The sequence below is a fragment of the Neobacillus sp. MER 74 genome (assembly GCF_023714155.1).
In genome coordinates this window covers 35,879-61,422 of the sequence record NZ_JAMAUV010000004.1, presented here as the reverse complement: position 1 = coordinate 61,422, position 25,544 = coordinate 35,879, and the positions used below count along the sequence as shown (strand labels likewise).

The 25,544-nt window shown below is 39.9% G+C and carries 16 protein-coding genes and 1 riboswitch; all 16 genes read right to left on the bottom strand.

Translation table 11 applies throughout. The features are described 5' to 3' along the window. Window positions 1-1,449 carry a spore germination protein gene (locus tag M3610_RS08870; RefSeq protein ID WP_251458484.1) on the bottom strand — a complete coding sequence of 483 codons (1,449 nt, stop codon included), beginning with the start codon at window positions 1,447-1,449 and terminating at the stop codon, window positions 1-3. Continuing rightward, on the bottom strand, window positions 1,446-2,513 hold the full coding sequence (locus M3610_RS08865; protein WP_251458481.1) for an endospore germination permease: 1,068 nt from the start codon (window positions 2,511-2,513) through the stop codon (window positions 1,446-1,448). Before M3610_RS08865 ends, M3610_RS08870 begins: the two co-directional genes overlap by 4 nt. A gap of 479 nt (window positions 2,514-2,992) precedes the next feature. Then, complete coding sequence (locus tag M3610_RS08860; protein ID WP_251458477.1) at window positions 2,993-4,474, bottom strand: amino acid permease; 1,482 nt, start codon at window positions 4,472-4,474, stop codon at window positions 2,993-2,995. 72 nt (window positions 4,475-4,546) lie between these two features. After that, window positions 4,547-6,064 (bottom strand): histidine ammonia-lyase, encoded by a 1,518-nt coding sequence (hutH, locus tag M3610_RS08855; protein ID WP_251458475.1) that lies wholly within the window; start codon window positions 6,062-6,064, stop codon window positions 4,547-4,549. Between the two features lie 392 nt (window positions 6,065-6,456). Next, window positions 6,457-8,022, bottom strand: coding sequence for an FMN-binding glutamate synthase family protein (locus M3610_RS08850; protein ID WP_251458473.1), 1,566 nt, complete (start codon window positions 8,020-8,022; stop codon window positions 6,457-6,459). A 270-nt stretch (window positions 8,023-8,292) separates the two neighbouring features. Then, complete coding sequence (locus M3610_RS08845; RefSeq protein ID WP_251458471.1) at window positions 8,293-8,736, bottom strand: Gp49 family protein; 444 nt, start codon at window positions 8,734-8,736, stop codon at window positions 8,293-8,295. Between the two features lie 326 nt (window positions 8,737-9,062). After that, window positions 9,063-10,847 (bottom strand): phosphomethylpyrimidine synthase ThiC, encoded by a 1,785-nt coding sequence (gene thiC / locus M3610_RS08840; protein ID WP_251458469.1) that lies wholly within the window; start codon window positions 10,845-10,847, stop codon window positions 9,063-9,065. Window positions 10,848-10,992: 145 nt separating this feature from the next. After that, window positions 10,993-11,107: riboswitch (TPP riboswitch) on the bottom strand. Between the two features lie 121 nt (window positions 11,108-11,228). Continuing rightward, window positions 11,229-12,518, bottom strand: coding sequence for an efflux RND transporter periplasmic adaptor subunit (locus tag M3610_RS08835; RefSeq protein WP_251458467.1), 1,290 nt, complete (start codon window positions 12,516-12,518; stop codon window positions 11,229-11,231). 337 nt (window positions 12,519-12,855) lie between these two features. Continuing rightward, window positions 12,856-14,106, bottom strand: a complete 1,251-nt coding sequence (locus M3610_RS08830; RefSeq protein WP_251458465.1) for an exo-beta-N-acetylmuramidase NamZ family protein — start codon at window positions 14,104-14,106, stop codon at window positions 12,856-12,858. Between the two features lie 98 nt (window positions 14,107-14,204). After that, window positions 14,205-16,277: a beta-N-acetylhexosaminidase gene (gene nagZ / locus M3610_RS08825; RefSeq protein WP_251458463.1), complete on the bottom strand. Its 2,073-nt coding sequence runs from the start codon at window positions 16,275-16,277 to the stop codon at window positions 14,205-14,207. A gap of 27 nt (window positions 16,278-16,304) precedes the next feature. Next, a complete protein-coding gene (locus M3610_RS08820; protein ID WP_396953639.1) occupies window positions 16,305-17,990 on the bottom strand; it encodes a serine hydrolase domain-containing protein in 1,686 nt (561 codons plus the stop codon). 426 nt (window positions 17,991-18,416) lie between these two features. Further along, the gene (locus M3610_RS08815) at window positions 18,417-20,300 is read right to left on the bottom strand and encodes a sigma-54-dependent Fis family transcriptional regulator (RefSeq protein WP_251459011.1); all 1,884 of its coding nucleotides are present in this window, start codon (window positions 20,298-20,300) and stop codon (window positions 18,417-18,419) included. Between the two features lie 300 nt (window positions 20,301-20,600). Further along, window positions 20,601-21,980 carry a dihydrolipoyl dehydrogenase gene (gene lpdA / locus M3610_RS08810; protein ID WP_251458460.1) on the bottom strand — a complete coding sequence of 460 codons (1,380 nt, stop codon included), beginning with the start codon at window positions 21,978-21,980 and terminating at the stop codon, window positions 20,601-20,603. A 16-nt stretch (window positions 21,981-21,996) separates the two neighbouring features. Beyond that, window positions 21,997-23,229 (bottom strand): dihydrolipoamide acetyltransferase family protein, encoded by a 1,233-nt coding sequence (locus tag M3610_RS08805; RefSeq protein WP_251458457.1) that lies wholly within the window; start codon window positions 23,227-23,229, stop codon window positions 21,997-21,999. A 27-nt stretch (window positions 23,230-23,256) separates the two neighbouring features. Then, window positions 23,257-24,285, bottom strand: a complete 1,029-nt coding sequence (locus M3610_RS08800) for an alpha-ketoacid dehydrogenase subunit beta (protein ID WP_251458455.1) — start codon at window positions 24,283-24,285, stop codon at window positions 23,257-23,259. A gap of 116 nt (window positions 24,286-24,401) precedes the next feature. After that, window positions 24,402-25,394 (bottom strand): thiamine pyrophosphate-dependent dehydrogenase E1 component subunit alpha, encoded by a 993-nt coding sequence (locus M3610_RS08795; protein ID WP_251458453.1) that lies wholly within the window; start codon window positions 25,392-25,394, stop codon window positions 24,402-24,404. Window positions 25,395-25,544 lie beyond the last annotated feature (150 nt).

Sequence of the window (25,544 nt, the reverse complement as noted above, 5' to 3'; positions counted from 1 at the left end):
CTACTCCTTTTGTCTGGTAGTGTCCTTTGGTTGAAATATTGTATTGCGTTTTTTTAACAGCTTAGGGGGAAATTTAATGATCATTTGTAAGATGTTATTCAAATTTGGAAATGCATATATGGCTACATAGGGCTGCCCGAAACTTTCAAGTGAAATAGCAAGGGTTATGATGATGAAAAAGGAAAGAAAAAATCCATACATCCCAAACATGGATGAGAGGATAAGAACGAAATAGCGAAGAATAAGCACATTCCCCGACAAGTTTTGGTTAACCAATGTATACCCCGAAATGACGGTAATGGAAATCACGACCAGCATGGAAGGAGACGTTAATCCGGCCCTGATTGCCGCATCTCCGATTATTAACCCGCCTAAAACGGCGACGGTTTGTCCTACCGCTTTCGGAAGCCTGAGCCCTGCTTCCTTAAACAGTTCAAATAAGGTTAGCATGATTAACGCCTCCATAGATCCTGATAAAGGCAGCCCTGTTCTTGACACCGCGATGGTGGCAAGGAGGTTATAAGGAATCTGCTCGGTTTGGTGCGTGATTAAGGCAATGTAAAAGCCCGGCAATAAAACGGTGGTGATTATAGCGGATAACCTAAGTAAACGAACGAAACTAGTGTAAAAAAAACTGGTGTGCACATCTTCAGGCGAATACGATAATTGCATAAGAGCTGTCGGGCCAATCAAACAACTAGGACTTCCATCCACCAAAATAGCAAATCTCCCTTGATTCAAAGCTTCCACAATATAATCGGGTCTGCCAACGTAATCAAGTAACGGAAAAATGGAAAAGGGGTGGTCGTAGAGCATTTCTTCTAATTGATTGCTGCTGCTTAAAATATCGATCGTAAAAGATTTTAATCGACTTTCAACGTCATCCAAAATAGAGGGATTAATGATATCCTCTATATAAAGCAGGGAAATTTTCGTTTTGCTTCTTTCACCAATCGTATAATCCACGCTTTTTAAGGTAGATGTTTTTAATCGTTGACGGATCAGGGCCATATTATCGGAGATACTTTCGACAAATCCGTCTCTTGGCCCTCGAACAGAAGCTTCCAAATTGGTTTCTTCCGGGCTTCTCTTTGGTGCATTAGAGACAGGAATAAAAAATACATCGTTTGTTTCCTTATTCAAAATGACTAATTCTCCAGAAAAAAGCCTTTGTTCTATTTCATACTTGACATTAGCATCATCAGAAAGCTTAGTGACCCCCAAGAGAAAGTCTAAGCGTTCAATTCTAAGTGTTCGCTCTTTTTCCATCGCTTCCTTGATGTTAGGGAGAATGGTTTCGTTTATTACCTTTGTATCCACTAAATTTGGGCAATACAAAAAGGCGAGAGAATGGGTACTGCTTTGATAGGATTTGGTTTGCACGACAATATCGGAAGAATCTTTAAACCACTCTTTCCATTTGAGTATCGTAAGGTTATTTCTTTTCACGGAGAATCCCCCTTGATTCGACTAAGAACGAACATCAGCCCAAATATAAAAAGTAGAAAGACCAGGCTTGCAGGAAAATAAACGGAATATAAGATTGAAAAGAAGGAACTGAAATCCCATGGAATTAACACACTGGTGATGAGCAGCGTATAAAGCAAGGGAAGAATCCAGCTCTTTTTTTGGTCGCGATTCAATAATTGATTTACGATAAACATACTTAAACTGATCCGTATGAATGCTCCAGAGCGCCATTGAAAGATTGACAAAAAATCCACGCGTTCGATATTGATGCCAATTGTTAGCATTTTCCATTGTTCATAGGCAGGAACCTTCATCTTTTCTGCCTCCTCCGCACCAAATAAAGCGATTCCTCCCATCAAAGGCCCTAATGCTAGGAAGAAGATGACGATGCTAACAATCATCAGCGGCTTGATTTTGATCCGGTCTTTTATAAAGGGTGTGATAAACAGAAAGTAAATGATTTCAAATGAACTGGAGCATGCATACATGATTCCTAAAAAGAAATCTTTATATCCACGCTCAAAAACAGGGAACAGCATGCTGTAATCCTTATATTTTATATTTCCAATTCCCACTAAAAACCCTAACATCACAACAAAAGGCAAAAAGAAAATCGCTAACGAGCCGATGGTTCTAATTCCTTTCAGTGACGCATAATAGCAAAGAGAGGCAAAGGTAACGACAGCCAAGAAATCAGGTATGTCAGCCGTGTAATTTAATTTAGCCCAAAATCCTGTATACTTGAACGTGATAAATGCAGTAAGAAAAAAATAAAGACCAAACAAAATACGAATCGAATAGGAAATGAAGGAAGGTAATGAAAATAACAAAGAGAACATATTTTTTTGCTCAAACTTTTTATTGAGAAAATAAATCATGACCGTCCAAAGGATTAAAGGAGCAACGCTGCCGATTACAGAGAGCCATGAGTCCCGATTGGATGCGGTTAATATCATAGGAAGCAGCAAGACATGGACTATAAATCCGGTGGACATGATGAGCAGAATATAAATATGTGTAGAATGAATCACCTTTTGGATCAATCCAATCCTCCTCTCTTTTAATTCAGCGGTAAAGTTCCGTTCAAACAACGGTTTTCGGTAGTTTACCCTTTTTGGAAAATATTATAAAATTTTGTTTGACCCTTCCAACGAAGTAGTTTTATTAAATGTTCACTATACCATTTCCTTAATGAACTGCCCCCGAATTCGTAGACAACATAGGAATCGTTGAACACAAAAAAGGATACTAAATGAACAGTATCCTAGAAATTAAATATTTTATTATGAACATTACAGCGAACATTAAAGAAATTATAAAATTTACTTCTGTTCTATCAAAATGATTAATTAGCTTAACCTTCATTTTTCATTACTTCTTCGAGCACTTGGACCGTTTCCTTTTTTCTGCCAGGAAAGATGGGGCCAGTCTCCCGGTGGAGTAAAGTTTTAACGCACCGGGGAACTTACCCCAAACTAGAAATCCTTCTATAGCGTTCCTGCAATAGCTGAATAATATACCATTAATCTCTGCTGAAATCGGCCTTTTTTAATGGCACGATTTTTGTTTTGTTGATACTTTTATAACCTAAATAACCTATTAAGAATAGAGGTAGTCCAATATAAGAAACCAATACGCCATACCAGTCAACCTTTGAACCAATAAATGCCCCGTAATTTGTTCCAAGCATGGCGATTAAACATAATACTGTTGCCAAGATCGGACCTAATGGAAACCATTTTGCTTTATAGGGCAGGTCTTTGAAATCTCTTCCTTGTGCCACATATGCTTTACGGAATCGATAATGTGTAACCGAAATACTTAACCAAGAGATATAACCAGCTAAGCCAGCAGCGTTTAATAGCCAAGAATAAACCGTTCCATCACCAAAAAGGGAGGTAAGAAAGCACAGCATGCCAACAAGAGTTGATATGTATAATGCGTTAATCGGTACTCCACCTTTATTTACTTTTTTCAAGAATGACGGAGCTTTTCCTTCTTCTGCCAATACCCAAAGGACGCGCGATGCAGCGTATAAAGTGGAATTTCCTGCTGACAGTACGGAAGTAAGGATTACTGCATTCATGGCAGCAGCCGCAAAGGCAAGTCCTGCGTTTTCAAATACTAACGTAAACGGACTCACTGCAATATTCTCTAAATCAGAGCTTAATAATTTTGGATCGGAATAGCTGATTAAACAACCAATAATAAAAATCGCCAACACATAAAACAATAAAATTCTCCAGAAGATCTGTTTGACTGCTTTAGGTAAATTTTTCGCTGGATTTTCACTTTCACCGGCTGTAATCCCGACGAGCTCCGTGCCTTGAAAGGCAAATCCCACCACCATAAATACACTAAATATGGATAATAGGCCGCCTTTAAATGGGGCTTCTCCTTTGGTGAAGTTATCAAATCCACCACTATGGCCTTTCATAATTCCAAAGATCATGAGTAACCCAACCACAATAAATAATAAAATGGTTGCAACTTTAATCAATGAAAACCAAAATTCTGATTCACCATACCCCTTTACGGATAAAAAGTTAAGACCAAAAATTAGGACAAGGAAAGTTGCGCTCCAAATGATTCCTGGGACATCTGGAAACCAATATTTCATGATCAATGCCGAGGCTGATAATTCCAAAGCAAAAATAATCGCATTATTGTACCAATAGTTCCAGCCAACGGCAAAACCCAATGCAGGGTCGACAAACCTTGAGGTATACGTACTAAAAGAACCTGAAATCGGAATAAAAGCCGCCATTTCGCCTAAGCTGCCCATGATAAAATAAACCATGATTCCTGCAATGATATAGGCAGCTAAAGCTCCACCTGGCCCAGCATCATGTATCGTGGTTCCACTGGTTAAAAATAACCCTGTTCCAATTGTTCCCCCGATCGCAATCATGGTAAGATGTCGCGTTTTAAGCTTTCTTTCTAAATGTTCGGCAAACTCATGTTCATGTACTGTTTCTTGGGCTTTAAGTGCCGTATTTTGCATATAACACCTCTTTTTATAATAGTAGGTTGGTTAAAGCTCTTCTTCTTTTCTATTAAGTTTAGATGGTGAAATTTACCTTACACTGTCGACTTGCTCAAATAGTTTTGTCAGATTCATTGTTTTCAGACCCTCAGCAGATTTTTCAATATCTTTTGAGAAAATGCGGTCTTTTTTAATAGAAGGAACAAGTTCTCTTCCTTTCTCATAAAGCCGTTTGGTTTGGCTTGCCATTTTTTCAACTCCTCGGTATTCGACCGCCTGCATCGCACAAATAAGCTCAATCGCCAGGACTTTTCTTGTATTCTGAATAATTTGATGAGCATGTCTTGAAGCAATTGTTCCCATACTTACATGATCCTCTTGATTCGCAGAAGAAGGAATCGAATCTACACTGGCTGGATGTGCCAGCGTTTTGTTTTCTGATACAAGTGATGCGGCAACATATTGCATGATCATCGCACCAGATTGTAATCCTGGTTCAGGGCTTAAAAATGGCGGTAAATCATTTAACTGCGGATTGATTAACCGTTCAATTCGTCTTTCAGATATATTGGCCATTTCCGCAACAGCAATTTTCATAAAATCCATGGCAAAAGCAATGGGCTGTCCATGGAAGTTCCCACCGGAAATGACCTTTTCACCATCATCAAAAATGAGTGGATTATCTGTTGCTGCATTCATCTCAATTTCTAATTTTTCTTTTACATAATCAAGTGCTTGCCACGTGGCACCATGTACTTGCGGGATACAGCGTAGCGAATACGCATCCTGCACTCGCAACTCCCCTTGTGTGGTCGTCAGTAAACTATCGCTTAGGTAACCACGGATTCGTGCCGCGGTATCTATTTGCTGTTGATAACCCCTTGCGATATGAACTTCTTCAGCAAAGGCATCAATAATCCCTTGTAATCCCTCAATCGTCATCGAGGAAATTAACTCACTTTGGAATGCGAGTTGTTCTGCTTCAAGATAACCGACAACTCCCATTGCAGTCATGGCTTGGGTTCCATTGATGAGTGCAAGTCCTTCTTTTGCCTCAAGTGTGACTGGGAAAATTCCTTCTAGCTGTAAGGCTTCAAGTGAATCCATTCGATTTCCTTTATAAAATACTTCACCTTCCCCGATTAGCACTAAAGCCAAGTGTGAAAGCGGTGCCAAATCTCCGCTTGCTCCAAGGGAACCTTGCTGCGGAATCACTGGGATAATATCCTTGTTTACTAAATCTAATAACCTCTCAATAACAAGCGGCCTAATTCCAGAATAGCCCTTTAATAGTGCGTTTGCGCGAAGAAGGACCATTGCTTTCGCGACAACCTCTGGAAACGGCTCACCTACGCCGCAAGCATGTGAACGAATTAAATTAAGCTGAAGATCTTGAACATGATCTTTATCAATAAGGACGTCACTAAATTTTCCAAACCCTGTGGTAATCCCATAGACTACTTTTGATTCTGAAACAATTCTTTCTACGGCATCCCGACTTTTTCTAGCCGCCTCCATACTCAGTTCTGAAGCGCTTACCTTCTGATTACCAAATAAAATCTCCTTCATTTGTTTCAATGTTAAATCTTGACCTGTTAATGTGATCATTTCTCCCACTCCTCTATCACTTTAGTATAATAAAGAAAGAGGCTGGATTCCGATTCCTTTTAGAATTGGAGTCCAGCCTCTTTTATTCCCATTTTTGAATGTGTAACCATTTCTATGCGCTGCCTCATACGTTTCCTTCCCTTCTTCATAGTCTATTATTCTATTACCATGTTAATTATAGGTGATGTTAATTCTAATAGTCAACAGGAAAATACCATATTTTACCACGATAATACTTTAGCACAATAGTTAATAAAAGGAACTTCCCACTAAAGATGGGGTCAGTCCCCACGTGAAGTAATGCTTAAACTCACCTGGGAACTGACATAAATTTTGGTTGATGCTTTCTGTGGAGGAGTTATTTTTTTACGTTGAAAACTCAGATATCCGGTCTAAGAATCAATCATTGGAAACAGTTCAGATAACTTTTTTATTCTTCCATCGACATCTTTAAAGACAATGTGCTCACGAGTGAATTTACATGGGCTATCAATGCCACAAGCCGCAGCTAAAGCAAACAAACCTTGACGGACATTAATAATATAGTTCATGACTCGCCATTTCTTTTCCTCTGGCACAAGTGCCTCTTGATACTTGGGATCGGTGGTCGTTACGCCCGTAGGACATTTACCAGTATGGCATTGAAGAGCCATAATACAGCCGTTAGCAATCATAAAACCTCGCGCAGAGTTCACCGCATCAGCACCAATTGCAAGGGCAATGGCAATTTTATCAGCTGAAATTAACTTTCCTGAAGCAAATATTTTCAGCTTCTTTCGTACCCCAAACTGATGGGCCTTATCAACAACCGCGATTAAAGCAGGATATAGAGGAAGCCCCATCGTATCTGCCATTGATTTGTAAGTGGCGCCTGTTCCACCCTCACCGCCATCAACCGTAATAAAATCTGGGTAAATCTTTAGAAGAATCATAGACTCGAACAATTCATTCAAGCTGGATGGATGTCCAACGACGATTTTGATTCCGACAGGTTTTCCGCCTTCCTTTTGCAGCATTTTGATAAACTCCAATGTTTCAAGGGCATTATGCAAAAATGGAAAGCGATTGGGGGAATTAATGGTCTGCCCCACTGGAACCTTCCGAATAGTTGCTACCTTTGTTGAAACCTTCGACCCCTCCAGATGTCCGCCACGGATCTTTGCTCCTTGACCGAATTTAAGCTCAAAGGCTTTGATATTCGGTTCCTTTGCTTTACATTTAAATTCATCCAGCGAAAAATTTCCCTCATCATCGCGAAAACCAAATAAACCAGGGCCAATTTGAGCAACCACATCGACACCACTTTCTAAATGCTCTGGTGCAACTCCGCCTTCTCCCGTATTAATCCATGAACCACCTGCCAAATAGCTGCCATGACCTGTTGAAAGGATATAGTTTTCCCCGACGGCTCCATAAGATGTGGCCGAAACACCAAATGGACCACTAAGTCTCCATGGAAATTTCCGATCACCACCAACGATGATTGTCTCTTCCTCATGGTAAAGCCAGCGTGTGGTTTGGTCCTTTTCAAGCTGTTCGTGACGAGTAAACAACCCTTCATGATCAATTTTATATTTCATGGAGTGGACTTTTTCTTGATTGTTGACCCTTAATTCTTCATTTAATAAAGGAAACAATCCATTCGCAATATAATACCCAGGCTTATCAAAGTCACGTTTGGAACCAAAGCTTAAAAGATCACTTCGATATTTGGCGGAAAAAACAATCCCTAAAAAATCGGTTCGTGAAAATGGTTTGCCGCTATTGTCATCATCAAACCAATATTGCCTGAATTCCGGACCAATCTTTTCTAATATGTAGCGCATCCAACCCAAATAAGGATGTGCTCTGATAATCGAATGCTGTGGTTTCTTTGCTAAAATATGTAACCATATGAATAAGGCAATCGGTCCAATAATAAACACAATCAGAAGAAAGATAAAAATAGTCCATACCATCAAACTATCTCTCCTTTTCTAACGAATATTGAGACAAAATCTGAGTTTACATATTGAGCGGTTATTTTTTTCACTACTATTACCTTATTTATAACATTCCTTCATGTTGCCTAATTTTTATTTTAAAATGAAATATCCCAATCCTTATCAAGCAGCAATATAAAAACCCTAGAAGCGTTGATATCACGCAGTCTCTAGGGTTTTTTTATTTAGGTAACTTGTCACTGCTTCCATCCAGCAATTTTATTTCCCATAATTCTTATTACTTGACTATAGCTCTGCACTTTGATTTTTGTAAGCTTCGAGCTCACTAATTTTATGTTTAATCCGTTCCAAACAAATCTGAGTGTTCGTTTCTTCGTTATAGGATGCCTCATCTACACTGGATACCGATTCGGTGATGATAAACCCATTGGGCAGCATGACTGCAACCACTGTGCATCGATCAAAAACCTTAACAACCTTAACCTGAGATTTTTCGATCATATCATTGCTATCCGCTGGTTCGCTTTGATCCATCACTTGTGGATTTGCTTGTTGTTTTGCCATAAAGGAATACTGTGATGATGGTTCAAATGCCATTTCAAAGGCCTGTGCTGTTGTTTCTATGACCACATCATTGTTGATATCCCTAAGCTTTACTTTCCCATCCTTTGTGATTTCCAACAATTCCATTACATTATCAGGCGACCCTTTCACTTGGTATATCTTCAAGCTCTTTCCCTCCACCATGTTTTTTAATAAACTTCTTTTAAACTAGTCTATTCAACATGTAGAAAAGCTGTGAAACTTAAAAAAAGATACTTTTTTCATGTTATGGCGGCGAATTACCTTCTCTTACATTTGTAATAATAAAAAGTGATTAATAGTTTTTACTATGGATTTTAGGGAAAAATAAAAAACCTTACCCGATTATTAATCAAGGTAAGGTTACATGCCTGTCTTTTTAATACCCCTCTAAAAAAGCAAGGCTAGTTTTCATTTGGGTAATTTCCTCTTTAATCTTTTGAACATTCATCCGTATAACCTCCTAAGGAAAGTTACTGATATATGCTGCCCCCAGATTCCTTAAACTCTTTAGCTTTTTCCTTCATACCTGTTTCTATAGCTTCCTTCGTATCAAGTTTATTTTCTTTCGCATAATTACGAATATCTTGAGAGATTCTCATGCTACAAAATTTTGGTCCACACATTGAACAGAAATGAGCTGTTTTTGCACCTTCCGCAGGTAAAGTTTCATCATGATATTCTATCGCTCGTTCAGGATCTAAAGATAAATTAAACTGATCTCTCCAACGGAATTCAAAACGAGCTTTTGATAAGGCATCATCTCTTTTTTGTGCTCCTGGATGTCCTTTTGCCAAATCAGCAGCATGGGCGGCAATTTTATAAGTAATAACCCCTACACGAACATCCTCTCTATTCGGTAAACCTAAATGTTCTTTAGGCGTTACATAACAAAGCATAGCTGTCCCATACCAACCAATCATGGCAGCCCCAATAGCAGATGTAATGTGATCATACCCAGGTGCTATATCAGTTGTAAGAGGTCCAAGTGTGTAGAATGGCGCTTCCTGACACACTTCCAGTTGTTTATCCATATTTTCTTTAATTAGGTGCATCGGTACGTGGCCTGGTCCTTCAATCATCACCTGTACATCATGCTCCCAAGCAATTTTTGTTAACTCTCCAAGAGTCTCTAATTCTGCAAACTGCGCTTCATCATTCGCATCTGCAATAGACCCAGGACGTAAACCATCCCCTAAAGAGAATGCAACATCATAAGATTTCATTATTTCGCAGATTTCTTCAAAGTGAGTATATAAAAAGCTTTCTTTATGGTGGTGTAAACACCATTGTGCCATGATTGAACCACCGCGGGATACAATACCTGTTAACCGTTTTGCCGTTAGTGGAACATATCGTAAAAGAACACCGGCATGAATGGTGAAGTAATCAACACCTTGCTCCGCTTGTTCAATCAAGGTATCACGGTAAACCTCCCATGTAAGATCTTCAGCAACACCATTTACTTTTTCAAGTGCTTGATAAATGGGGACGGTGCCGACAGGAACGGCTGAGTTTCGAATAATCCATTCTCTTGTTTTATGAATGTTTTTACCTGTTGATAGATCCATAATATTATCAGCACCCCAACGTGTCGCCCATGTCATTTTTTCAACCTCTTGTTCGATGGATGATGAAACAGCAGAGTTACCGATATTCGCGTTGATTTTAACATGAAAATTACGTCCTATTATCATAGGTTCTGACTCTGGATGATTGATATTAGAAGGAATAATCGCTCGACCCTTTGCAACTTCATCACGCACAAATTCAGGTTTCATATTTTCCCTTATTGCGATGAATTCCATTTCAGGAGTAATAATTCCCTTTTTTGCATAGTGAAGCTGTGTAACATTTTTTCCTTTTTTTGCACGTAATGGTTTGCGCTTCAAACCCGGAAACACGTTATGATTGGCACGAGGATCTTTTTCATCCTTATACCCATTATCTACAGGCTTAATTTCTCGACCTTCATATTCTTCAACATCTGCCCGTTCATGGATCCATGTGCTTCGAATGGCAGGAAGGCCTTTTGAAATATCAACAGAATAATTCTGATCCGTATAAGGACCGCTTGTATCATATACGCGTATAGGAAGGTTTTCCTCTTCACCAAACGTTCCCGTTGTAGGGCTTAACTCAATTTCACGCATTGGTACTTTAATGTCGGATCTCGAGCCTGTTACATATACTTTTTTACTTCCTGGAAAACTAGACATGATGGAAATATTTTGTTCGTTTAATGCAGTCGTTGACATAATAAATCTCTCCTTTTTTTTTTGAATATAAAGGACGAGATACAGAACATAACAAGTAAATAAGCGTATAAAAGTACATCAAAAAGCCGGGACCATAAATGGTTGGACCCGGCTAAAATGTATGCAGAAGTATAGTTGCATCGAAGATTGTCTATTCTAACTTCCCCACGCTGGTATGATCCAGATCAGGTCCCAAGAGTCAAGAAACTTCAGCGTGTTTCTTTCTCAGCCCAACTTATTGGACACCCCTAGTTATTTATATTCAATTAAGCTACATTATATATGAGTATCGGTTAAAATGAAATACATAATATTAATTATAGTAATATAGTCGTGTTTCGATATTATGTTTAGGATGAACCATAATTTACCTGTAAAATACTAATCAAAAAGAGATGTACCAAGGCGAACAATCCAGGATGGGTTTTCTTCTATTTTGTCTTCTTCCTTTAAACCCTTAAGTATGGCAACCCATTTGCCTCCTTTTTGACCAGTTTCTACCTTTTGTTTCTGAATCTTTCCTTTTTTTTGTACATATACATAGGTGGATTTTCCAAAGCCCATGATGCTCGTTTCAGGAACTGCTAGCAACTGCTTTGACTGCACTACTACGTCTAGCATGGTATTGTAGCCAGGATATAGGCCCTTTTGTGAATCTAGACTTGCTTTAAAGGAATAGTATGGATTAGTTTCTTGTTGTATATCTTTATTCTTATTTGCATTTGTTTTATATGTAGGATAATCACTAACCTCCGAAATTTTTCCTTTCCATTTCTTATTGGCTACTACATTAGAAGTTACTGTAATAGATTGGCCTGATGTAATTTTTGCTTTTTCTGCTTCTGTTAGCTTTCCTTCAATTTGAAACGGATCATTTGAAGCGATTTGCATGATTGCTAGTTGCTGATTTTCTTTTGCTCGAAAACCTTGACCTACATTTTGGTTCAGGTTTGATATTACACCAGCAGTGTTGCTGATGACAGTTAATGTTTCGAGCTCAGATTTTAGCTTTTCAGCCTGCAACGTATATTTTTCTACTTTTAGATCTGCTGCAAGGAGCTCAGCTTTTACTTTATTTAGTTCAGCTTGAATTGACTGGATCGTGCTAGCTTTAGTAGCTATGTTAGCTATATCAACTGCATCAGTGGTATTGGTTGTATCAGTTGTATCAGTTGTATCAGTTGTATCAGTTGTATCTGTTGTAGTGGTTGTAGTGGTTGACTCAGCTTCTCGTATATCCTGCTCTAATGAAGTGATTTGCTCTTTCATCTGAGTAACACTTGTTTCTGCTAGCTTTTTATTTACTTCTGCTTGTCCTAGCTCAGCCGCGACTGTTGATCCTTCATAAGAAAAGAGCTTTTGTCCTTTTGTAACAGTTTCCCCTTCTTTCACAAAAATTTCCTGTATAGATCCTTTTGTTACATTTAAATAAATCGTTTCAGCATGACTTTGTACAACACGACCTGACACTGTTTTTGTTTTAATAAATTTTTTTTCTGTTGGATTTATTAACACTAATGGCTTAGATTTACTTTTATTAACTTCTATAACAGCTATGCTTAACATAACAGATATGAATAAAAGAACAAGGACCCCAAGTAAAATCCATTTCTTCTGACGCGAGGTACGAACTTTTTCATTTTCTCCACCAATTCCTTTTGCTGTTTCCATAACCCTCCCCCTTACGTAATAGATATATAGCGAATATTGCAATAAATTGTTGAACCCAACTACTAATATCTATTGTCCATTTTTTTAAAGAAAGGTTCAAGGAATAATTTACTTTTTTTGTCCCGTGAACTTCTCTTGTAATTAATGTACTTGCGATATAATTTAGGTTCTTGTCAGTAATTCCCCCACTAGGCAGAATAATAAAATGGTTTCGTCAATCACTGGAAGATCGTAATAGTTTTTTTACTAGTTTAGTCCATAATATAATTTGATTTTTTCTTAAAGGATAAATCGTACTAAAAAGAGGCCTCCTAAAAAGAAGGCCCACTCACACCTATTAATATAATAAATACTTCTCACGAACCCCGTTAAATTCATCTAAACCCGCCTGCCATGCAGCTTTTATTTCTTCAATAGATTTGCCAGCTTCAATATCAGCACGGATCGAACCATTACCGACAAGGTTATCAAAGAAGGAGATTCCTGCTGCATTCGGTGCTCTAAATTGGAAATCGTTTGGATACATATCATGGATTGTTTTTACGATATACAATCCTGTTTCAAACGGCTTATAGGCATTTCGGTCTGTGACATGAATTTGAATTCCATGGCTTAAAACATTCGCATGCTTCGAGAAGGTCGGTATAAATGAAGCCGCTCGGAATGTGACACCAGGTAATTTGTAAGAGTTTAACTTGGCAGCCAAATTGTCGCTATTAATGAACGGTGCTCCAATCAATTCAAATGGCTTTGTTGTTCCTCTTCCCTCGGAAACATTGGTTCCTTCAATAAGGGCAGCCCCTGGGTAGACTACAGCAGTTTCCAGGGTTGGCATGTTTGGTGATGGAAGGATCCATTCTAATGGAGTCTCATCGTAATACATGTTTCGTTTCCAGCCTTCCATTTCCACCACCGTTAAATCGGCTCCAATACCAAATTCGCTATTGAAAAGCTTGGCTAATTCCCCGACGGTCATCCCGTGGCGAACAGGAATCGGATATTCACCGATGAACGAAGAGTACTTATCCTCGAGCACAGGTCCTTCGACTTTTGTCCCGCTGATTGGATTCGGACGGTCAAGAACTATAATTGGAATATTGTTCTCTTTTGCTGCTTCCATCGCTAGTGCCATAGTGTAAATATAGGTGTAAAAACGTGTCCCCACATCTTGGATATCAAATAACAATACATCGACATTGCTTAGCATTTCAGGTGTTGGCTTTTTGGTCTTTCCATAAAGACTGTAAACAGGAAGCCCTGTTTTTTCATCCGTATATTGTTCAACATATTGACCAGCTTGTGCACTTCCACGGACACCATGCTCAGGACCATAAAGTGCAGTTAAATTTACATTGGTGTTATTGTAAAGTAAATCTACGATACTAGTAACGTTTTGATCTACCCCCGTCGGATTAGTGATTAAGCCGACGCGCTTATCCTTTATCAAATCAATCTTATCCTGCAACAAAACCTCTACGCCCAAACGGAATTTTTCATTCTTCTTCTCTTTTGCGTTCTTTGCAACAGCTGCTGAAACGGTCGAAAGTAGTAGAACGAGAGCCAATAAACCTATAAGCCCCTTTTTCAAAAGTACCCCTCCTCTTTTGATCTATCAAAGTTTAAGGAATATAGCCCTACCCCTATTTGAAGCAGTCACAACTAAATTCCCCTCTATCTCTCCCCTACTTAGTATCCTAACCCGTGATCAAATCCATATAAAACACTGCCATCATGGTTGTAAATCGTAACAGGCAGCTTTCCTGTCGGATTATTTTTACCAAAAATTGTACTTGCTGTTGCTTCAAAGCTCTTTGGTCTAAAGCCAAATTGAACAAGATAGGCATCTACATTCGTATAGGACATAACGTCATATGGATTTCTAGCCCCAACAGCAATGACAGGTACACCAGTCTCGATGAGTTGTCTTATCATCACCATTTGACTAGCGTCGTTGGCTCTGCCTCCAACACTTGAGGTGTAGGTTCCAGCAATGATGTATTTTGCATCCTTCACTTGTGCTAATTGTGTAGCATCAAGTGATTCTGAAGCATTGATATAAATTGCGCCAGGATGGTATTTTTGGACCTCAGCTGCAAGGAGATTCATAGAGAAAGCCGCCCCACCAACCACAACAATCTTATCTTCAGGAGAAACATTAAGTGGAAGTATATCATTATTTTTTACAAGCGTAATTGATTTTTCTGCTGCTTCTTTTTCAACTGCTTTATGTTCAGGTGAACCTACTACTTGAATAGCCTTCGCAACCTTTTCATCAAGACTCCTTTCCATTTCCGCCTTAACAATGCTTCTATTTAATTTCAGGGTTAATATCCGCTCTACTGACTGCTCAAGTCTATCTTCTGAGATATCGCCAGCGTTGACTGAATCATAAAGTCCATTTGCCACTGCTTGGATTCCCACTGGCATTAATAGGACATCTGCACCTGCTTTTACAGCACGGATAGCTGCATCAACGGATCCAAAATGATCGGCAATCGCACCCATATTCATCGCATCAGTTACGATAACACCTTTAAAGCCCATTTCTTCGCGCATTAGACCCGTTAATATCTTGTGGGAAAGCGTACCTGGTACAGAGACTTCTGTTCCGTCCTTTTTTGAAATTGCTTTTGTATCATCAATTTTTGGGAACGTTACGTGCGCTGACATAATCGCATCAATACCAGCATCCATTGCCTGCTGGAAAGGATATAATTCTACTTTCTTTAATCGATTAAGATCATGAGGTACCGATGGAAGTCCTACATGTGAATCAACCGCAGTATCTCCATGACCTGGAAAATGCTTAGCAGTGGCCGAAGTGCCCGTTTCATGAAGTCCTTTAATATAAGCATTTCCCAACTTTGAAACTAACTCAGGGTCTTCACCAAAAGAACGAACACCGATAACAGGATTATCAGGATTATTGTTTACATCCAACACTGGTCCAAAATTCATGTTAACCCCAAGTGCGTTTAGCTCTTCACCTATTGTCCTGCCGACTTTTTCAGCTAGCTCTTCAGATTTAGTCGCACCCAATGCCATATTGCCTGGCATATCGGTACCAGTTTGCAGACGTGTAACGATTCCACCTTCCTGGTCAATGGAAATCAACAGTCCATACTTTTCCGCTGCTTCTTGATAAGCATCCACTAGTTTGGTCGTCTGTTCAGCTGTCACCGTATTTTCACGGAATAAAATCACACCACCAAGATGATAATCCTTTACAAGCTTTGCAATTTCGTCGTTCATTACCGTGACATTTTTGCCATTCCAATTTCTAAAGTCAGGCATTAGCATTTGTCCGACTTTTTCTTCCATTGTCATGTGATCGATGGCATTGCCGATAAGGTCATAACGTGCGCCTTTTTCTTTTTCAACAAGGATATTGTCTTGATTTCCCTTAAATTGAATTGAAATTCTGTCGGTATTGCTGCCATCGCTGACAGAGATAAACGTTGTACCATTGTGACCGGATAAAGTTACTTCTCCATCTTCAGATATAGAGGCAACATTCTTATTTGAAGACTTCCATTTTAAGTTCTCAGAGACCAGCATAAAGTGGCCATCCTCATAAACATGAAGTGCGTTTAAATCAAGTTTATTATTCTTTACTTCCCTTGTAACCTGTGGAACATTGAGATCAATCACTAAATCCGCGATTTCTGAAGCTGCTGTTGCTCCTGAAAACGGAATCCCTGTCAACACGAGTGCAAATGCTAGAAACGAGGTCAAAAATGTCTTTAAAAATTTTCGCATGTTTCTCCTCCTCAAGTTATTCTTTTTTTAATAGTCCCTTAGCTCCCATTCATTTTTTGCAAAAGAAAGAGTAGCTCCTGAATCAAGTTTTGGATTCTGAATATACCAGCCGCGGGAATTTGTAGAACCATCGGTTTGATATAAAAACCGTAATTTCGTCGAATCACTAGGTATATCCAATTCTTTCTTTTCCCAGCCATTGCTTGTGCCTGTTAACTGAGCAAGCTGGTGCCAACTGCCATCTCTATAAATCTCTACGGATCCGATATCCCATACATTCTCAATCATGTGCCATGTGGAGAACGTGAGTGTGGTATCCTTGGATAATTGAAGATCAGTTTCCATTACTCGGTTTAACTTGTCGCCGTACCCTGCAAACCAAGCATCACTCTTACCAGGAATCGAGACAGGAATCGAATCAGCTACATTTCTAGCAAATAAGCGACGGGTTTGATTCATTGACCCCATATTTCTTGACGGATGGACACGGTTGGTCAGTAAGATCGCTACGGTTTTATTGTTCGGGCTTACTACAATCGAAGTTCCTGTATACCCCGTATGGCCAAAAGAGTAGGTACCTTCTGATAAAGCATCCATATACCAGCCCTGGCCTAGCTCCCAGCCAAGGCCATGGTCATTCCCAGGGAATGCGGCATTCTGATTTTGCAGCAGCAACTGTTCCGTTTCCGGCTTCAGGATTCTTTTGCCACCATACATGCCTTCATTAATAAAAATATGGGCAAGCTTTGCAAGATCATTTGCTGTTGAGAACACACCCGCATGTCCGGCAACCCCATCCAATGACCAAGCATTCTCATCATGAACTTCTCCCCAGACGAGACCACGATTTGGTGTTGACTGGTATTCGGTCGCAGCAATGCGATTTTTCAAAGAAGCCGGCGGATTGTACATCGTATCCTTCATCCCTAAAGGTTCTGTGATGTGCTCCCGGACAAATTCATCCTGGCGCTGGCCGGACAGGTGCTCAACTAACATTCCTAACGTGATCATATTTAAATCACTGTATTCGTAAGTCGTACCGGGTGCATTTTTCAAAGGTTGGTTTAATACCAACTTCAGCCTATCTTCTCTTGAATTCCCTTTTGAATATAGAGGAATCCAGGAGACAAAACCGGATGTGTGGGTTAACAACTGTTGAATCGTTACGTTTTCTTTCCCGTTTGCAGCAAATTCTGGAATATGTTTTGCCACCGGATCATCAAGATTGAATAATCCTTTTTCAAAAAGAATCATCACGGCCGTAGCAGTAAAAATCTTGCTAATAGACGCTAAGTCAAAAATCGTGTCGTTTTCCATTGGAATTGGATTTTCCATTTCGGTAAACTTACCATCGGTGTATTGAGCTGAATAGCCATAAGCGTCATGTTTCACAATTTTCCCAGCTCTCGCTACAAATGTGACAGCGCCTGGCATTAATTTTTGTGAAATTGCTTGGTTCATAATTTGATAGATTTGCTGGAGTGGAGCTTCCACCATTCCGGCTCCTTGTGCAGAGCTTGGGTGAAGTACGCTCGAAACAGGGATGACAGTCGAATTCCATGTAAAGACAGGGTGTGGTTGCTTTGATGGGAATGTGAGTTTCCCTTGCTTTTCAATCGTTGGATCACTAGGAAGGTCATTGTTGGCAAATACTGTTGAAGTGCCTAGTAGCATGGTACAAACTGCTGTAATCATAAATTTTTTTCTTTTCATACGTCCTCCTTTATACAATTGAATGAATTGCAGGCGGGTCTCCTTATGTATACCGAGATAATGGTGACGCTTACAATTTATAGTAAAAGCATATAGGTAATGGTGTACAGTAGTCTATACCACATAAGTCCCGTAACAGACGTTTCTACAGGTCAAAAGGATTACGTCATTGGAATTATTTTTTAAAATTTATTATAAAAATATGAAATTTTATTTCAATTGTTTAATAAATTGGGATATACACAAAAAGAACCCCCGATAATCTATTCGGGGGTCTAGATAGTTTTTTTACACGGCCACATAATACTTTTTATTCTTTCAATACTAGTAGTGAACAGCACTCCACACGTGTGGAGTCTGAGAACAATTAATTAATTTTATTGATTAATACTTGAATATCCATATATTGTTTGAACAAATGTCATCCTACATTCCAAACTTTTGGAGCCTTTTATAAAAAGTACTCCTTGGTATTTCTAGTAATTTCGCGGCTGCGGTTACATTTCCTTTTGTCTTTATTAATGCATCCACCATTAGGTCCTTTTGTATTTTTTCTCGGGCATTTAACTTCTTTTCAGCATCTTCTTTATTTACTTGAGAATTTGACGAAGAACTGGATGGATGTCTTATTATTAAAGAATCAAAGCTATTAACAAAAATATTCTGACTTGACTGTTCATCAAGAGACATAATGTACAGCCGCTCTAAAACGTTTATTAATTCTCTTATGTTTCCGGCCCATTCATAGTCTTTCAATCTATAAGATAGCTCATCCATATTAGGGATGTTCCATCCATTTCTTTTACAGAAATACCTGATAAGGTGCGGGATATCTTCTTTTCTTTTTCTAAGAGAAGGAACTTCAATTGGAAAAACGTTCAAACGATAATAGAGGTCTTCCCGAAAAATTCCGTCTTCTACAAGTTTCATAATATCACGGTGGGTTGCTGTAATAACACGAACATCCAATGGGATTTCCTTCGTACTCCCAATCGGGGAAACTATCTTTTCCTGAAGTACACGCAATAAGGCCACTTGCATGGAATGCGGAATTTCACCTATCTCATCAAGAAAGATCGTCCCCTTCTGAGCCTGTTCAAATTTCCCTTTATATCCTTGCCTCCTTGCCCCGGTAAAGGCCCCTTCGACATAGCCAAAAAGCTCACTTTCCATAAGTTCTTTCGGAATCGCTCCGCAGTTTAATGAAATAAATGGGCCATCCTTTCGGGGGCTGTTGTCATGAATTGCCCGAGCAATCAGCTCTTTTCCAGAACCGGTTTCACCTGAAATAAACACGGTGGTATCTGTTGGAGCTACAAGCTTAACCTTGGCTAACGTATGTTGAAAAACCTCACTCGTTCCACACTCTCCTTTAAAGATAAAGGGTTTTGAATGACTTTGTACTTGAATTGATACGTTTTTACGATGTGTAAGCACTTCTGAAATAAAATAGCAGCTTCCAATGATCTTGTTGTTTTCCTTCGAATGAAAAGGCATTTCAGCATCAATTTGGTATCCGTTATGTAATAGTTCGTACAAGTTCATTCCGATCGATTGAGGGAACCTATCGCGAAGCGGTTTACTCGCGGATATGATCATTTGTTTTTGATTACATACCAGAAAGAACTGGTTTTGATAGGTCTCTGCCAGATGGCTTGCTTGCTGGAAAAGTGTTATTTCTTCTAAATAGGCCCGCTTGCTGATTTCTTTTTCAATGCCATAAGAAATCGAAGTGACCATTCCAAGCATAAAGGGGTGAGAATAATTAACTGGGCATGAAACATCAATGACGCCCATTAGATTTCCATTATCGTGAAAAATAGGTGTGGCGGAACAGCTCCATTGATGGGAAGCGACGGAATAATGCTCAGCCCCATTAATAGTTACCGCTTCTTTTGTCTGTAACGCTGTCCCTATTGCATTTGTACCGACCTCAGCCTCAGTCCAGCGCACTCCTTCAACAAAATTGATTTTTCTTGCATCCGATAACGTTTGTTCATTTCCGGTTAATGAAAGAACATATCCATCCGGATCGACCAAAAGTGCCATCATTCCAGAATCTTTTATTGCCTGATCCATCTTTTTTATATAAGGGGAGGCTATTTCGATCAGCAGAGAATTGTTTTCTTTTTTGACATCCAATTCTTCTTTTGATAATAAATCAAGACCTTTATTTAAATAAGGGTTTACCCTTTCTTTTTTACAACGGTGCCAGGATTCCGATATTCGTTTGTTTAACCGTGCCGGATCAAGAATTCCTTCTTTTACAAATCGCTTCCAAGCATCAAAATAAAAAGTAGTATTCATAATCCCTCCTGTAATCATAGGAAATATTTTCTACAGTAATTTGTGATAGATTACTTGTTGTAAATCTTGCGAAGAAAAAAGAAGTATTAGAAGAAAAAAGTCAAAACGTGGTGGGTAAACGTACAGTTCTTATTATACAAAACTATGAATGCGCTTTCAATCAGACGATTGCATTATATAGAAAATTCAAAAAAGCCACGCGCAATAAACGCATAGCTTGATAATTTATAGAATAATTATAACGAAGGATCGACTCTTATATCTTTTGGGTTATACCAAAGAGCATAAACATTTCTCCTTTTCTTAAACATGAACCGCATGTCCAACGGCACTAAGTAATGCCTCATGGATTGCCTCAGAAAGACTTGGATGGGCAGCAATAAATTGTTCCAAACTATCCGTTGTCAACTCAGCATGAAGCATGACGGTACCTTGCCCAATCAGCTCGGTGGCGTGGGGTCCGACAATCGAAACCCCAACAATTTCCCCATACTCTGGTTCAACCAACACCTTTACCTTTCCAGATTGTTCATTAGAAATTAACGCCTTCCCGTTTGCGGAGAATGGAAACTCCCCAACTCTTATGTCACCATATTGGTCGATGGCCAGCTTTTCCGTTATACCTACACTGGCAATCTCAGGTGAGGTATAAATGCAGCGGGGAACAGCACGATAATTTACCTGTGTATCGACTCCGCATGCGTTTAAAGCGGCAACTGTTCCTTCATGGAATGCCACATGGGCCAATTGAATCCCGCCAATAACGTCTCCACAGGCATAGATATTTGGAATGTTTGTTTGCATTTGCTCATTTACTACAATTCCTTGTCTTGAAAAATCAATGCCGATGTTCTCAAGACCCAAGCTATTTACCCTTGGCTTGCGGCCAATCGAAACGAGGACCAAATCTGGCTCAACCTCATGGAGACCTTTATCGTTTTCTATAAACGCCTTCTTCTGATCCTTGTTTAAATCTTTTAGTCTAGTCGAAGAAAAGATAGTAACACCGTCGGCTTCAAGCTCCTTATGTAAGATCGCAGCTACATCTTTATCTTCTCCCGGCAGCAGCTGATCCGCCATCTCCACAATGGTGACTTTTGTTCCCAATCTGCTATAAATACTAGCAAACTCACAGCCGATTACACCTCCGCCGATAATTAGCAACGAAGAAGGAATGGACTGTAGCGACATCGCCTGACCACTATGAATGATCCAATCGCCGTCAAACGGTGCAAATGGCAGCTGGATCGGTTCAGAGCCAGCTGAGATAATTATTTTGTCTGCAGTTATCTCTTCTTGGTTCCCATTATGCTCAATCCGTAAAACCTGGCTCGATTGGAAAGACGCCGATCCCTTGACTACCTTTACTTTATTTTTCCTCATTAAATATTGAATTCCTTGAACAAGCGTCGTAACAATCTTGTTTTTACGACCCTGGACGGTATTCCAATCAATTTCAATGCTGCCGGTGGGCAGACGAATCCCAAACTCACTCGCATGTTGAAGTTTATTGTACACTCCAGCACTTTCTAAGAGGGCTTTCGTAGGCATGCACCCTTCATTTAAACATGTACCTCCTAGCGGTCCCTGGTCTATTATTGACACTTCATGACCCTGCTGGGCTGCAGTAATTGCAGCCACGTATCCAGCAGGACCACCACCTATAATTGCGATCAGAGTCATAAGAGTTCCCTTCTTTCTATAAAAGCATAGTTATCGGCTCTTCTAAATACTGCTTGACCGTTTGTAAAAATGCTGCAGCAGGAGCTCCATCAAGTACACGGTGATCAAATGTCAAACTGAGCGGAAGAATGCTTCTTCTTTCTAAATTTTCACCAATATAGGTTGGAGTATCATAAACAGCACCGACACCAAGAATCCCTGTTTCAGGTGGATTTAAGACAGGTGTGAAATGCTCAACACCATAGGCTCCGAGATTACTAATCGTAAACGTGGAACCTTGCATTTCCTCGTGAGTAAGCTGAGTTTGTCTTGCTTTTTGTGCCAGGGTTTTAATACTTCGAGATAAATCAATAAGTGAACAACTTTCAGCATTGCGGATGACTGGAACCACTAACCCTTTTTCAAGCGCAACTGCCATGCCAAGATGAACGTTCTTGAACAAATGAATTTTATCGTCCATATACGCACTATTCATTTCTCCGTGCTTCTGCAGTGAGAGCACAACAGCACGAGCAATAAAATCAGTCACCGTTATTTTTTGATCATAATGATTTTGAACAGTTTGGGCTATTTGCTTTTGTAAAGCCATTAAATCCGTCACATCGGCCTTCATGTTAATCGTTAGTTGTGCTGTTTTTTGCAGGCTGTCAAACATTCGTCCAGCAATCACTTTTCGGATTCCACTGAGAGGGATTTGCTGGTTCTCCTCTATTGGGTTCACCGGAGGTTCGACTGTTTCCTTTTTCTCCTCTGCTTGAGGCGAAGCTGAATTTTTTATGGCTGTCTCTACATCTTCCTTTGTTATTCTTCCTCCAGGTCCCGTTCCTTTGATATTTTCAATAGTAAGGTTGGCTGCTTCCGCGATTTTCCTTGCGACTGGGGAAATTTTCACGCGATTCCGCGCCGCTTTTACTGAAGTGATAGACTCTTGTTTTTCATTTACAGATGTGGCATTTTCCACTTCAGTTTTTTGGGCTTCTTCCACTGCCAACGCAGCAGCTACTTCTTCACCCGGGATTCCGATGTAACAAATCACAGTCCCAGGAGGAACCCCTTCTCCTTCGGGAACAGCAATTTTCAATACTGTTCCCTCCGAAGGAGATTCCACATCAATTTCAATTTTTTCTGAACTGACGCTTGCTATCGATTCACCCTTTTCGACAGGGTCTCCGACTCCTTTATTCCATATCGATACAGTGCCTTCTTTCATCGCCATTCCCAATTTCGGCATCACAACTTCTACCGCCATGTTGATCTCTCCTTCCCGCTCTCTGATTTATACTTCTAGGGGTGCACCTACTAGTTCTGTTGCCACTTTAACTACTGTTTCTGCTTTAGGCAGATAAATATCCTCGAGCACCGGTGAGAAAGGTACAGGCGTGTGCGGTGCCGTAATTCGTTTAATTGGGGCATCAAGTGTATCGAACCCTTTATCGGCAACTAGTGCTGCAATATCCGTAGCAATACTGCATCTTGGATTGGCTTCATCAATAACGATTAAACGGTTGGTTTTTGCTACAGACGAAAGAATCGTTTCTTCATCCATCGGTGACAGGCTGCGTGGATCAACGACTTCCACTTCAATTCCCTTCGCTGAAAGTTGCTCAGCAGCTTCCAATGCAGTATGTACCATTTTGCCAACCGCTACAATGGTTACATCTGACCCTTCCTGCTTGATATCTGCTTTACCAATCGGAATCGTATAATAACCTTCTGGAACATCGCCTGTCATATTATAGAGTGTTTTATCTTCAAAAAAGATGACAGGATCGTTATCTTCGATCGCTGCGAGTAATAATCCCTTTGCTTCATAAGGTGTGGAAGGGACAACCACTTTTACACCTGGAATCGCAGTAAACAGAGCATATAAACTTTGGGAGTGCTGGGCAGCCGCTCTAAATCCGGCACCATGCATGGTTCGAATGGTAACTGGAACCTGGGCCTTGCCCCCAAACATATAGCGAAACTTAGCCCCTTGATTTAATACTTCATCTAAACAGCTTCCAATAAAGTCGTTAAACATTAATTCAGCAATTGGCCTTAAACCGGTTGAGGCCGCCGCCATCGCTGCTCCCATATAACCTGCTTCTGTAATTGGGGTATCCAAAATTCTTTCCCGTCCAAACTCCTGAACAAGTCCTTTTGTAACCCCTAGAACTCCTCCCCATGCATCTTCGTCCTGCAAGTGATCCACTTCAGCCCCGCCGGCCACGTCCTCACCTAATAAAATGACATTTTCATCCTTACGCATTGCAAGTTTCATAGCCTCATTAATCGCTGCTGACATACTCAATTTCCTTGCCATAATCGAATTCCTCCTTTTAATAGTCAATCAATAAAATTACTAAATTCTAAACTTATTAATCGGGGCTACTAATATAAGCCGTCCATTTTGAATCACCAATTTCAGCGTTCTCCATTTTAATAAGACACATAAACATCAGTTAACAACTCAGAAGGACTTGGGTACGGGCTCTCTTCACTGAACTTCACAGCTTGATTTACCGCTTCTTCAACTGAGTTTTCTAATTTGGTTAATTCGTTTTCAGCTAACAGCCCCTGGCTTAGCAAGTGATTTCTAAAAAGTAGAATGGCATCTTTATCCGTTTTATGCTCGACCTTTTCTTGGTCCGTTTTGTATTTTTGGGCATCTCCTTCGAAATGGCCATAATTTCGATATGTCACACATTCAATTAGTGTTGGACCTTCGCCGCGGCGTGCCCTCGCAACAGCTTCTTCTGCTGCTTGGTAGACTGCGAGAACATCTTTTCCATCTACCTTAATACCTGGGATATTATATCCAATCGCCCGATCAACAATGGATTTACAGCTTGACGCATAGGTAAATGGAGTAGCCTCAGCATAGCCGTTATTTTCGGCAACAAAAACGACTGGAAGATTCCAAATAGCAGCAAGATTAATTCCTTCATGGAAAGTCCCGTGGTTTTGGGCGCCATCTCCAAAGAAACAAACGCTTACATCCTTAGTTTTCTTATACTTAGCTGTTAAAGCTGAACCGCATGCGAGAGGAAAGCCACCGCCGACAATTCCATTCGCACCCAGCATCCCTTTATCAAGGTCGGCAATATGCATAGATCCGCCCTTTCCTTTGCATAAACCAGTTACTTTCCCGTAAATCTCCGCCATCATCCCATTTAAATCACAGCCTTTAGCAATACAATGACCGTGTCCGCGATGGGTACTTGTTATACTATCTTTATCAGTTAAATGGGCACAAACACCCACAGCAACGGCTTCTTCTCCTGCATATAAATGAACAAATCCTGGCAAGATTCCCTGTGCAAATAACTCATGCACACTGTCCTCAAAGTTTCGGATTTCTAGCATTTTTTGATACATCCATTGTGCTTTTTCCTTTGTTAAAGCTACATCTTTACTATCCATCGTTCTCATTTTTTCAGCCTCCCTGGAAAAATTCATTACAACTTTATTAAAGCAAGAACCGTGCCAAAAAACGGAAGCCATATTTTCAATGCTTTAACGAAAATTCAGGTATAAAAAAAGAGACAAAACGAAACAACTGTCTCGTTTTGTCTCTTTTTG